Annotated in this window: 7 protein-coding genes; 5 read left to right on the top strand and 2 right to left on the bottom strand. The window is 70.4% G+C overall.

What is annotated here, in order from left to right:
• Window positions 1-809: 809 nt before the first annotated feature.
• The gene (locus tag OG802_RS11320) at window positions 810-2,759 is read right to left on the bottom strand and encodes an amylo-alpha-1,6-glucosidase (protein WP_329409645.1); all 1,950 of its coding nucleotides are present in this window, start codon (window positions 2,757-2,759) and stop codon (window positions 810-812) included.
• Window positions 2,756-4,177, bottom strand: a complete 1,422-nt coding sequence (locus OG802_RS11315) for an MGH1-like glycoside hydrolase domain-containing protein (RefSeq protein WP_329409643.1) — start codon at window positions 4,175-4,177, stop codon at window positions 2,756-2,758. The genes OG802_RS11320 and OG802_RS11315 overlap by 4 nt, the downstream gene beginning before the upstream one ends.
• A 120-nt stretch (window positions 4,178-4,297) precedes the next feature.
• Between OG802_RS11315 and OG802_RS11310 the strand changes: the two genes are divergently transcribed.
• The 5 genes from OG802_RS11310 (at window position 4,298) to OG802_RS11290 (ending at window position 12,510) form a co-directional block, all read left to right on the top strand.
• Window positions 4,298-5,551, top strand: a complete 1,254-nt coding sequence (locus OG802_RS11310) for an ROK family protein (protein WP_329409642.1) — start codon at window positions 4,298-4,300, stop codon at window positions 5,549-5,551.
• Window positions 5,552-6,009: 458 nt separating this feature from the next.
• A complete protein-coding gene (ppdK, locus tag OG802_RS11305; protein WP_443055219.1) occupies window positions 6,010-8,757 on the top strand; it encodes a pyruvate, phosphate dikinase in 2,748 nt (915 codons plus the stop codon).
• 242 nt (window positions 8,758-8,999) lie between these two features.
• Window positions 9,000-9,467 carry a hypothetical protein gene (locus OG802_RS11300; RefSeq protein WP_329409639.1) on the top strand — a complete coding sequence of 156 codons (468 nt, stop codon included), beginning with the start codon at window positions 9,000-9,002 and terminating at the stop codon, window positions 9,465-9,467.
• A gap of 119 nt (window positions 9,468-9,586) precedes the next feature.
• Window positions 9,587-10,216 carry an ABC transporter ATP-binding protein gene (locus OG802_RS11295; protein ID WP_329409636.1) on the top strand — a complete coding sequence of 210 codons (630 nt, stop codon included), beginning with the start codon at window positions 9,587-9,589 and terminating at the stop codon, window positions 10,214-10,216.
• On the top strand, window positions 10,213-12,510 hold the full coding sequence (locus tag OG802_RS11290; RefSeq protein ID WP_329409635.1) for an FtsX-like permease family protein: 2,298 nt from the start codon (window positions 10,213-10,215) through the stop codon (window positions 12,508-12,510). Before OG802_RS11295 ends, OG802_RS11290 begins: the two co-directional genes overlap by 4 nt.
• Window positions 12,511-12,571: the final 61 nt, after the last annotated feature.

Here is a 12,571-nt window from a genome sequence, read left to right as displayed (position 1 = left end):
ATAAGCGCCACGAGCCCGCAGGCCCTGGGGCGAGGGACCACTCTCCGACTCCGGGGCGGGCCCGGGAGCGGCTTCGGGGGTTTCAGGGGTTCCGGGGGTTCCGGGGGCTTCGGGGGTTTCCGCCTCGGCCTCGGGGTCGGCTGCGGACGCCTCGCCGTCGGCCTGGGGTATGGGGGTCGCGGCGGCCTCAGCGGGTCCGGCGGGTTCGGTGGTCCCGGCGGCTCCAGCGGCCTCAGCGGGTTCGGTGGTCCCGGTGGTTCCAGCGGTTCCAGCGGGTTCGGTGGTCCCGGCGGTCCCGGCGGTCCCGGCGGGTTCGGTGGTCCCAGTGGTCCCGGCGGTCCCGGCGGGTTCGGTGGTCCCGGTGGTTCCAGCGGTTCCAGCGGGTTCGGTGGTCCCGGCGGTCCCGGCGGTCCCGGCGGGTTCGGTGGTCCCAGTGGTCCCGGCGGTCCCGGCGGATTCGGTGGTCCCGGTGGTTCCCTCGGTCTCGGTCCCCGTGGTTCCCTCGGTGCCGGTGGTCGCCGTCGTGTCCGCGCCGTCCGCCGTGGCCGGCGTCCGCGCGGGGTCCGCGGGGTTCGCGGTGTCGTCCTCGGGGTCCTTCGATTCAGCCTGCTGGGATGAGCGCGTGGTGACTGGCACCCGAGGGTCCTTCCGTACGAAGCCCGGCGGTTCGGCGGATCCGATGCGGGCCGGATCCGCCACAGTTTCGTACGGCCTGCTCCCGGCCCGCGTTCAGCCCCCCGGGCCAGTGCTCGGCAAACACCGCGCAAACGTCACGCCAAACCGCCCCGCCGGCCGGGCGGACGCAGCGGTCACGCGCCCCCGACCGCCGTGAGCAGCGCCAACGGAGCCGCCGCCGAGCGCGATTCCCGTACGCAAGCGTGCGGGTACGGCACCGGCCGTGCGTGGGTGTCGCGGCCGTAGCCCGCGAGGACCTCGGGGAGACGGTGGCCGGTCGCGGCCGCCGCGTCGACGAGCGCGCGGGCCACCGTGCGGGCCTCGTCGTGCAGCCCGTAGCGCGCGAGGCCCAGCGCGATCAGCGCGTTGTCGTGCGGCCACACCGAACCCCGGTGACGGGAGAGCGGATGGTACGCGGGCTGCCCGGCCGCCAGCGTGCGCACGCCCCACCCGGAGAAGAAGTCCGCCTCCAGCAGACGCCGGCCGACGGTCTCCCCGTACTCCTTGTCCAGCAGCCCGGACCACAGCAGATGACCGGCGTCCGAGGCGAGCGCGTCGACCTGCCGGCCCTCGCCGTCCAGCGCGAGCGCCGGGAAGGCGCGGTCAGGCATCCAGAAGTCCCGCTGGAAGCGGTCGCGCAGGTCGGCGGCGGCCTGTTCGAGCAGCGCCGCGTACTTCTCGTCCTCCCACACCGTGCGCGCCGTCCACGCCGTGCGGCGCAACGCGTCGTACGCGTACCCCTGGGCGCCCGCCGCCATCACGGCCCCGGTCGGGCGGACGCCGTCCGCGGAGCAGACGGCGCCGGGGGAGTCCTTCCAGTTCTGGTTGGCCAGGCCGCCCCGGTCGGCCCGGTAGACCAGGTAGCCGCGCGAGGCGAGCCCGCCGTGGTCCAGCATCCAGCCGACGGCGGCCCTCGCGTGCGGCTCGAGACGGCGGGCCAGCGCCGCGTCGCCGGTCTGCTCGACGTACGCGCCGAGGACGACGAGGAACAGCGGCGTCGCGTCCACCGAACCGTAGTAGCGGCCGTACGGGACCTGCCCGAAGTGCGCGAGTTCGCCGTGCCGCACCTCGTGCACGATCTTGCCGGGCTGGGCCACCGTCCTCGGGTCCGCCCCGGTGGCCTGGGCCGCGGCCAGCGCGAGGAGCGTCGCGGCGGCCGGACGGGGACGGTAGGGCAGCGCGAACAGCGAGGCGAGGAGCGCGTCGCGCCCCAGCAGGGTCAGGAACCAGGGAGCGCCCGCCGCCGGCACGCGCAGATCCTCGCCGTCCGGGCCGGTCGCCGGGACCTGCAACGCGGCCAGGTCCGACAGACCGCGCGCACAGGCGGCCGTCAGCTCCGGCCACCCGGCGGGCAACGCGACCCCCTCCGCGAACTCGGCCTCCCGCTCCCGCAGCCGCCCGACGACCGAGGCCGGGGAGCGGGGCACCCGCAGCGTCCGCCGCTCGCCGTGCGGCCGGGCCGTCACCCGCAGGGTCAGCTCGGCCGACCCGTGCGGCTCCAGCTCCAGCCGCCACACCAGACGGCGGGCGCCGGTGCCGGTCTCCTCGACGGCGTCCGGCGCGGGCTCGGCCGTCACCGTCGTACGGGACGTCCACTCGCCGCGCCGGTAGGCGAACTCCACGCCGTCGTCGAGGATCTCGCGGCGGCGGACGACCCCGGTCTTGGCGTAGGTGCGGTGGTCGGAGCGCAGTTCGAACTGGTCGGTGAAGTCGGCGTCGGCGGTGAGCGCGAGGCGCACCGTGGTCGGCACCGGCCGGTTGCACACGATCCGCAGCGACTCCACGAACGAGCTGTCGCCGACCGCCTGTTCACGGAAGAGCGTGCAGGACGGCGGCTCGTCGCGGCCGCCGCGCGGGACGAGCACGCAGCACGTGGTGTCCCCGTCCTCGACCGGCGAGAGCGCCTCCGGGACCGCGCCGTCGACGGTCAGCTGCCAGCGGCTGAGGTGGCGGGCGTCGCGCACGAACAGCCCCTCGGGCGACCCGGAGGCCGGCCCCGGCCCCCGCACGCCGCTGATGTCCCCGTTGTCGCCCACGGCGGCGAACGTCCCGCCGAACACGAGCAGATGATGCCGGTCCGTCATCCCAGGTCCCCTCCCTCGGTACCGCTGCCTGACACGCCCTGATGGACGAGGTCGAGCGTGAGCGCCGCCGTCCAGCCGAACCCGGTCGCCCCGCACGCCGCTCCGGTGTACGGATCGACGTACTCCGCGAAGTCCGAGCGGCCCGCGAGGTCCAGGACGGCCCGGCGCAGCGCCCCCGCCTCGGCCCGGCGGCCGTGCAGCCGCAGACCGCGCTGGAGCAGCCAGCTCGTGTTGAACCAGGCCGGGCCGCGCCAGTAGCGGTGCGGGTCGAAGGCCTCGCCGAGCAGGTCGTAGCTGGGCGCCAGCCGGGTCACGCCGCCCAGGCCGAAGTGCGGGCCGCGCAGCGTCCGCACGAGGGCGTCCACCGTCGCGCCCGGCAGGCCGGGCAGCAGCAGCGGCACCAGACCGGACACCCCCCGCTCGGGCACCAGGCCCCCGCCGCGCACGTCCCGGCAGAAGAACATGCCCCCGGCCGGGTCCCACAGGCGCTCCACGAGCGCGGCGGTGAGCCGTTCCGCACGGGCGTGACGGGCCGCGCCCGACGCGCCCAGCTCGTGCGCGATGTGCGCGAGCGCGTGCTCGGAGGCGATGAGCAGCGCGTTGAACGAGGGGTCCTCGACGGCGAACTCCCCGCGCCCGTCGGCGTATCCGCCGTCCCGGTACCGCGTCGCCAGCCGCACGTACCGCCCGTAGTCCAGGTCCGTCGGCCGGTCCTCGGCCGACCCGTGGTCGAGGTCGGCGCGGCGGAAGGAACGGGCCGGGGCGGGGGCGATCCGGGCGAGGGGGACGTCCCAGCTGGGGGCGTTGTCCATGCCCTGCTCCCACGGGTGGACGACGGACACCAGCCCGCCGCCGCCCAGGTCCCGCCGGTGCAGCAGATAGCGGTGCCAGGCGGCCAGCCGCGGATACACGCGGGCCAGGAAGCCACGCGCGCGGGACAGCACCGGGTCGGCGCGGTGCACGAGCCAGGCCGCGAGCGCGTGCACCGGTGGCTGCACGATGCCGGAGGTCTGTACGGTGCGCGGGGCGCCCGCGGTGCGCCCCGCGGTCGAGGAGCGCCAGAAGTCGGGGCTCGGGAAGTACGCGTCGAGCGGCACGGAGGGGTTGAACACGATGTGCGGCACCCGCCCGTCGCCCCACTGGGCGGCCAGCAGCGTCTCCAGCTCCGTCTGCGCCCGGTGCGGCGCGACGTGCCGCAGGCCGACGGCGATGAACGCCGAGTCCCACGACCACTGGTGCGGATACAGCTCGCGCGAGGGGACCGTGGACGTCCCCGTCCAGTTGGCGTCCAGCACGGCGACCGCCCGGCGGCGCAGCGTCTCGGCATGCGGGGCATGCGGGGCGTGCGGGGCGCGTGCGGCGGCCTCGGCGACGGCGACGTCTGCCGTACGGCCGCTGAGCTGGGCGGTCCGGTCCACTCGGGGCTCCCCGAAAACGACGGGGCCGCCTGGGCGGGCGGCGACTACCGTAGAGTTACGTCTATTTAACACGCAAAACCCACTATGTAATGCAGGGTTGGGAAACACAAGGGGGTGCGCATGACCGGGCGAGGTCAGGCTGCCGGCGCCGGTGATCTGCTCGAACTGGTGCGCAAGGGCCGCGCGACGACACGCGGCGCCCTCCAGCAGGCCACGGGCCTCTCCCGGGCGACCGTGGGCCAACGCCTGGACCGTCTCTTCCGGGCGGGCTGGCTGCGCGAGGGCGCGGGCGGACCGGTCGACTCGCCGCTGGGCGGACGTCCCTCGATCACCCTGGAGTTCGACGACGCCCACGCCGTCGTCCTCGCGGCGGACCTGGACACACGCCACGCGCGCGCGGCCGTGCTGACCCTGACCGGCGAGATCCTGGCCGAGCACGGCGGCACGCTGGTCGTGGAGGACGGCCCGGACGCCGTCCTGGGTGAACTGGGCGGTTGGTTCGCCGAACTGCTGGCCAAGGCGGGCCGCCGGCCGGACGAGGTCTGCGGCATCGGACTCGCCGTCCCCGGACCGGTGGACAGCGAGACGGGCCGGGTCGTCCAGCCGCCGATCATGCCCGGCTGGGACGGCTACGACATACGAGGACGCCTCGCGCGGGCCTTCAGAGAACGCACCGACACGGGTACGGGTACGGGAACCGGAACGGGTACGGGGGCCGGGGCGGGGGCGCGCCCGGCGGAGATCCCCGTCCTGGTGGACAACGACGCCAACCTGATGGCGTACGGCGAACAGCGCGCCGGCTACCCCGACTGCTCCGCGTTCGTGCTGGTCAAGGTGTCCACGGGCATCGGTGCGGGAGTGGTGGTCGACGGCTCGCTCTTCCGGGGCGTGGACGGCGGCGCCGGCGACATCGGGCACATCAGGGTGGGCGCGGACGCGCCGTGCCGCTGCGGCTCGCGCGGCTGCCTGGCGGCCGTCGCCAGCGGCGGGGCCGTGGCGCGCAGACTGGCGGAGTCGGGCGTCCCGGCCTCCTCCGGCTCGGACGTGCGCGACCTGCTCGCCGCCGGCCACCCCGGGGCGGCCGCGCTGGCCCGCGAGGCGGGGCGCAGCGTCGGCGACGTCCTGGCGACGGTCGTCACGCTGCTCAACCCCGGCGTCCTGATGATCGCCGGGGATCTGGCCGGAACCGCCTTCCTCACCGGCGTGCGCGAACTGCTCTACCAGCGCGCGCTGCCCCGCTCCACCGCCCGTCTCGACGTCGTGACCTCTCGGCTGGGGGAGCGGGCGGGGCTGGTGGGGGCGGGTGCGCTGGTCGTGGAGCACCTGTACGCGCCGGAGCGGGCCGAGGAGCGGTTGCTGGCGCTCGGGGTGTGAGGGACGCTCGGGTGGAGGACGCCCGTGCGCACGCGTGTGACAGGCGGGTTTCCGTCGCGCGGGCGCGTCCGCGAGTGCGTCCGCATGGTGAACTCGGACCGTGTGTGGGAGCGTGATTCTCGCCACCCCTGAGGGGCGCAGTGCTCAGATGAGCGAATCAAGGACGACTGCACTTCTCCAAAGGGTGGCACTCAGTGCCACGGCTTGATCGTTCATCGATCGAAATCAACCGTGCCACGTCACGCTCATACGAGCACAGGCGGCGTCCTGAGAGCGTCCTTGCGTTCAACAAGTGAAAACATCGGCGGCCCCACGCTTGCCAAGCCTTGACTTTCGATCCGCTGGCGGACGGTGGGTTACGTGCGCATGACGCGCAAGTGGACGTACCCAGGAGCCTTCGATCTGGGTATGTTCCTGGCCGTCAGGGCAGCCACCGCGTCCTCGAGGAGTCGAGACCCGTGTCGGATAACAAAGATCTCCGTGCAGCCGAACCGGCCACGAGCGTTGAGGGCGTGAAGTTCGTCTACGACTTCACCGAGGGCAACAAGGACCTCAAGGACCTCCTCGGCGGCAAGGGCGCGAACCTCGCCGAGATGACCAACCTCGGCCTGCCGGTCCCTCCCGGCTTCACCATCACCACCGAGGCCTGCAAGGTCTACCTCGACAGCGGCGAGGAGCCGGCGGCACTGCGTGACGAGGTGAGTGCGCACCTCGACGCCCTGGAAGAGCGCATGGGCAAGAAGCTCGGCCAGCCGGACAACCCCCTCCTCGTGTCCGTCCGCTCGGGCGCGAAGTTCTCCATGCCGGGCATGATGGACACCGTCCTGAACATCGGCCTCTCCGACAAGTCGGTCCAGGGCCTGGCCGAACAGGCCGGCGACGCCCGCTTCGCGTGGGACTCCTACCGCCGCCTCATCCAGATGTTCGGCAAGACGGTCCTCGGCGTCGACGGCGAGCTGTTCGAGGACGCGCTGGAGTCCGCCAAGGCCGCGAAGAAGGTCACGGTCGACACCGAGCTGGAGGCGGCCGACCTCAAGAAGCTGGTCACCCGCTTCAAGAAGATCGTCAAGTCCGAGGCCGGCCGCGACTTCCCGCAGGACCCGCGCGAGCAGATGGACCTCGCCATCAAGGCCGTCTTCGAATCCTGGAACGGCGACCGCGCGAAGCTCTACCGCCGCCAGGAGCGCATCCCCGGCGACCTCGGCACCGCCGTCAACGTCTGCTCGATGGTCTTCGGCAACCTCGGCCCCGACTCGGGCACCGGCGTCGCCTTCACCCGCGACCCCGCCTCCGGCCACCAGGGCGTCTACGGCGACTACCTGCAGAACGCCCAGGGCGAGGACGTCGTGGCGGGCATCCGCAACACGGTCCCGCTCGCGGAGCTGGAGCAGATCGACAAGAAGTCCTACGACCAGCTGATGCAGATCATGGAGACGCTGGAGAACCACTACAAGGACCTCTGCGACATCGAGTTCACCATCGAGCGCGGCCAGCTGTGGATGCTCCAGACCCGCGTCGGCAAGCGCACCGCGGGCGCGGCCTTCCGCATCGCCACCCAGCTCGTCGACCAGGGCCTCATCGACGAGACCGAAGCCCTCCAGCGCGTCACCGGAGCCCAGCTCGCCCAGCTGATGTTCCCGCGCTTCGACGAGGACGCGAAGGTCGAGAAGGTCGGCCGGGGCATCGCCGCCTCGCCCGGCGCGGCCGTCGGCAAGGCCGTCTTCGACTCCTACACCGCCGTCAAGTGGTCCCGCTCGGGCGAGAAGGTCATCCTCGTCCGCCGCGAGACCAACCCCGACGACCTCGACGGCATGATCGCCGCCGAGGGCATCCTCACCAGCCGCGGCGGCAAGACCTCCCACGCGGCCGTCGTCGCCCGCGGCATGGGCAAGACCTGCGTCTGCGGCGCGGAGGAACTCGAGGTCGACACCAAGCGGCGCCGCATGACGGTCCCCGGCGGCCACGTGGTGGAGGAGGGCGACGTCATCTCCATCGACGGCTCCTCCGGCAAGGTCTACCTGGGCGAGGTACCCGTCGTGCCCTCCCCGGTCGTCGAGTACTTCGAGGGCCGCATGCACGCGGGCGCCGACGACGCCGACGAACTCGTCGAGGCCGTCCACCGCATCATGGCCTTCGCCGACCGCAAGCGCCGCCTGCGCGTCCGCGCCAACGCCGACAACGCCGAGGACGCGCTGCGCGCCCGCCGCTTCGGCGCCCAGGGCATCGGCCTGTGCCGCACCGAGCACATGTTCCTCGGCGACCGCCGCGAACAGGTCGAGCGCCTGATCCTCGCGGACACGCAGGAGGAGCGCGAGGAGTCGCTCAAGCAACTGCTCCCGCTCCAGAAGAAGGACTTCGTCGAACTCTTCGAGGCCATGGACGGCCTCCCGGTGACGGTCCGTCTCCTCGACCCCCCGCTCCACGAGTTCCTGCCCGACATCACCGAGCTGTCGGTGCGCGTGGCGCTGGCCGAGTCCCGCCAGGAGTCCCACGAGAACGACCTGCGCCTGCTCCAGGCCGTGCACCGCCTGCACGAGCAGAACCCCATGCTCGGCCTGCGCGGCGTGCGCCTCGGCCTCGTCATCCCCGGCCTGTTCACGATGCAGGTCCGCGCCATCGCCGAGGCCGCGGCGGAGCGCCGCAACGCCAAGGGCGACCCGCGCGCCGAGATCATGATCCCGCTCGTCGGCACCGTGCAGGAGCTGGAGATCGTCCGCGAGGAGGCCGACCAGGTCATCGCCGAGGTCGAGGCGGCCACCGGCGTCGAGCTGAAGCTGGCGATCGGCACGATGATCGAACTCCCGCGGGCGGCCCTCACCGCCGGCCAGATCGCCGAGGCGGCGGAGTTCTTCTCCTTCGGCACGAACGACCTCACCCAGACGGTCTGGGGCTTCAGCCGCGACGACGTGGAAGCCTCCTTCTTCACGGCCTACCTGGAGAAGGGCATCTTCGGCGTCAGCCCCTTCGAGACCATCGACCGGGACGGCGTCGGCTCCCTCGTCAAGTCCGCGGCGGAGGCCGGCCGCGCCACCCGCCCCGACCTGAAGCTCGGCGTCTGCGGCGAACACGGCGGCGACCCGGAGTCCGTGCACTTCTTCCACGAGGTGGGCCTGGACTACGTCTCCTGCTCCCCGTTCCGCATCCCGGTCGCCCGCCTGGAGGCGGGCCGGGCGGCGACCCAGTCGACAGGCAGCGACCACCGCTGAGCCCCGCCCCCGCCTCCGGCGACACCTGAACCCCGGAGCCGTTACCGGTCCCCGACCCTCACCGATCGGCAACGGCCCCGGCCCACGAAAAGACGGCACCCCTGTGCGGGGGGTGCCGTCTTCTCGTTGTGGGGGCTGGGGTTGGCCGGTGGGTGACTGGCCGGAAGTCGATCACCTGATGTGGTGGATATGGGCTGCTAGATCGTTTCTGTCAACTTTCGCGCCGCTACAGTCCGTTACTCATGGCGATTACGACGTCGCCATCGGTTACGGAGGTGCGTGTGAAGAGGGCAGTGCTCAGCCTGGCGGCGCTCGGTCTGGTGTTCAGCGGGGCGGTGGCGGCGTTTGCCTCGCCGGTGGAGGGCGCCATTCCGCAGCTTGAGACTACGGGGGTGGCGTTCACCGGAGGGAAGTACGTGTTCAACAGGCCAACAGTCAATCACGGCGCATTTGAGTGGTCGGGGTGGCTGCGGGACACGATCGGCACCGACCGGCACAACGTCTATGTCGAAGTGAAGGCTCAGGGGCACGACTGGCTGCGCTACTACGGAAAGCAGCGGAGTGTCGTAAAGCTGCACCACTCCAACTGGAATGGCGCCCAGCGGTATACCGGTGAGGCTCGGTTGCGGGCATGTCGTGACCGTGGCACCTTGCGGCCGGACAACTGTCTGCAATCGAAGTTGCTCAACTACAACTGGGATCGCGGCTAAGGACCGTCTGACATCCCGAGCCCAGGTAGCACTGGGCTCGGGCTCCAGGATTGGGGAACGAAATCAATACGTCAGAGGTTCTGTCAGCCAGGGGGGTGGATCTCTTGTACGGTCAGACAATGGCCGTCCGTAACGCCGAGATCTCCCTCGGTCGGGGTGAAGTTGTGGCGATCACCGGACAAAGTGGTTCCGGGAAGTCGTCCCTGTTGTACTGCCTCGCGGGTGTTCTTCCCGTTGCTCGCGGTGAGGTTTCGTTTGAGGGCCGGTCTCTCGGTGGTCTCGACGATGAGGAACTCAGTGCGCTCCGTCGAGAGCGGTTTGGCTTCGTATTTCAGTATGGGGAGTTGTTGCCTGAACTGACCATCGAGGAGAATGCGGCGTTGCCGCTGCGACTGGCTGGGCAGCGGAAAGCTCAAGCCTTCACCGCCGCCGGCGAGGTGCTGGACAGGCTTGGCCTCGCAAAATTCCGACAACGGCGCCCCTCGCAGGTTTCAGGCGGTCAGTGTCAACGCGTTGCTGTTGCGCGGGCGTTGGTGCACAAACCTGCCGTCGTGTTTGCCGATGAGCCAACTGGATCCCTAGACAGTGCCAATGCTTCAGCGGTACTGGATGAGTTCCTCGGCTTGGCGCGCTCACAAGGAACGGCCGTCGTGCTCGTGACTCACGATTCTCAGGTTGCAGCCCGTGCTGACAATCGATATGTCATGCGCGATGGTGAGCTCACGGAACAGGTGCGTGAAGCATCGTGAACGAACTCCTCCTGGGGCTAAGGCTCCTGCTCGGCAGCGGTCGAGGAAATCGTGCACGATTTCTCCTCATGGCAACGGGCAGTGCCATCGGAGTGTGTTGCCTCGCGGTGATCCTTGCGATTCCCGGCATTTTGGCCGCGCAAGACGCTCGTAAAGCGGCTCGTGAACCGGACTGTTCAAATGGGTTGGGTATCTGTGCGTCACAGTCTGGGAGCGGTCTGGCCCTGACAAGGGTGGATCCATATGGGCTGGAACCTCTCACTCGAATCTTCGTGGCGACAGGAGTCACGCCGATTTCCGCACCGCCGGGCCTGCGTGCGCTTCCTGGCGCTGGCGAAATGATTGTTTCCCCCAGGCTGCACGACCTCCTCCGTGCGGATTCAGGCCTGGCCCATCTCCTCCCGGGCCACGAGGCAGGTGTGATCGGCCCCGAGGGGCTAGCTCATCCCGATGAGCTGTATGCGTACGTGGGTGCCAGTCGAGAAGTGCTCAAGGGAGGTGGCCATCTGTCAGAGTTTGGAAAAAAGGAAACCCGCTTCCCCACAGTGGAACCGTCAACCCTCGACATCCTCCGCTTCACGCTCGCAGGTGTCGTCTTGCTTCCCTTGGCCGTGTTTCTCTCCGTTTGCGCTCGGCTGTCCGCCGCTTCGCGGATGAGGCGACTGGCCGCACTGCGCCTGCTCGGTTTGAGTCGCAAAGGCGTACAGCGGGTCAACGCTGCTGAGACAGTTGCTGCCGCCTTACTGGGCGCGGTTCTTGGACTCGGTGGCTACTGGGTCGTCAACCAGCTGGTTTCACGGACAGGGTTGCCGGGATTCAAGTGGTACCCGGAAGACGGTTCGCTCTCCTTCAGGACCTTCCTCATCTGCCTGGTCGGTTGTCCGGCGCTCGCTTGGTTCGTGGGCAGGGCCAGCGCAAGGAAGGCGGCCGCCAACCCTCTGGCGGTGCGGCGCAGCGCGGTGGAGAAGCCGCCCCGCCTCTGGGGTCTGCTGCCCCTTCTCCCAGGGGTGGGCATCGTCTTCGGGTACTGCGTCGCTGGGGCGACCGGGCACGTTCCCACGGACACCTCGTTCTCGGCGATTCTGATGCCGCTCGCTGTCGTGCTGGTGGGCGCAGGCCTGGTGCTTTCCCTGCCGATCCTCTCGCGCCTACTGGCCCGCAGGGTTGCGCGAGCCGCGAGTTCGCTGTCCTTGGGCCTGGCAATGCGCCGCAACGAGGTCGAACCCGGTGGGGCTCTTCGCGTCGCGACCGGGCTGGTTCTGCTGGTCTACGCTGCCTCGCTCACGCAGGGCGTGCTCATCGAGTTGGACCAGGTGTCGAAGAACACCGCGCCCGTTCAGCTGTACTCGATGGCCCTCGATGGCATGACTCGCGAGACGGAAGAAGCCGTCACGAAGGTTCCCGGAGTCCAAGGGCATGCCGTTCTCGCAGATTCGTGGACCGATCCGGAGCGTGAAGAGGTGCCGAAGAGCATCAACGCAGTGATCGCGACCTGCGAGCAGTTGCGCCGGATGGCGTCGACGGTGAAGAACTGCGTGGATGGACGTCCCGCGCGGCTGATGATCTCGGGTTTCACCTATGACGAATTCAGCGAACCGGGGAAGAGCTACCCATTTCGTCTGCGGAATCCGGAAGGAAAGAGCCGGTTCGTCGATGTCCGGGTGCCGGCTGCCACCATCCAGTATCGCGACGACACGCCGGCGCAGATTCCCCGCAGTGGAACGGTGCTGCTTCCGCCCTCCGTCTTCCCGGCCGGGTTCCGCCCGGAGGGAAGGGCCACTCTCGCCCTTGTCGGCAGCTCGGCTCCCGATGCCGTGCGCGCCGTGCTGGAAGGCATCGCGGGAGTCGATCCCACGATCGAGGTCGAGACGGACAGTCTGGACGCCACAGCGCTCCAGCAGATCACCGTCATCAAGACCCTCCTCGTCGTGGGCATGATCCTCGGGCTGATCATCGGCTTGGCCGCCTACCTCGTTGCTGCGACCGACCGTGCGGTGGAACGGCGTCCGCAGGTCACGGCCCTCTCCTTGCTGGGGGCCAGGTCGCGGACGCTGCGGACCGTGCAAGTCGCCCAAGTGGTGTTGCCGTTGGCCATGGGCCTTGTACTCGCCGTGGTGACAGGGAAGATGGCCGAGTCCAGCTACCTCGTAACCGGAGGCGGAGCGGTCTTTTGGGACGGGGATGGTGTGCCCCTGTTGTTGGGGAGTGCTTTTGGGGTGGTCGTCGTGGCTGCTCTGGGGTCTCTGCCGTTGGTCGGGCGGCGGATCGATCCCGAGTTGATCCGTCGGGACTGAGCGGGTCCGGCGGGGCGGGGCAGGGGCGGCATCCCGGGGGGCGGGGTGCCGCCCTTCGGTG

Origin of the sequence: Streptomyces sp. NBC_00704 (genome assembly GCF_036226605.1) — a bacterium.
GTDB lineage: Bacteria > Actinomycetota > Actinomycetes > Streptomycetales > Streptomycetaceae > Streptomyces.
The sequence above is the reverse complement of the archived record's forward strand: the minus strand, read 5'-3'. Positions and strand labels throughout refer to the sequence as shown.

Excerpts from the sequence above, each read along its gene's own strand:
- OG802_RS11320 (WP_329409645.1), bottom strand. The coding sequence starts at position 2,759 with ATGACGGACCGGCATCATCTGCTCGTGTTCGGCGGGACGTTCGCCGCC.
- OG802_RS11310 (WP_329409642.1), top strand. The coding sequence starts at position 4,298 with ATGACCGGGCGAGGTCAGGCTGCCGGCGCCGGTGATCTGCTCGAACTG.
- OG802_RS11300 (WP_329409639.1), top strand. The coding sequence starts at position 9,000 with ATGGCGATTACGACGTCGCCATCGGTTACGGAGGTGCGTGTGAAGAGG.
- OG802_RS11295 (WP_329409636.1), top strand. The coding sequence starts at position 9,587 with ATGGCCGTCCGTAACGCCGAGATCTCCCTCGGTCGGGGTGAAGTTGTG.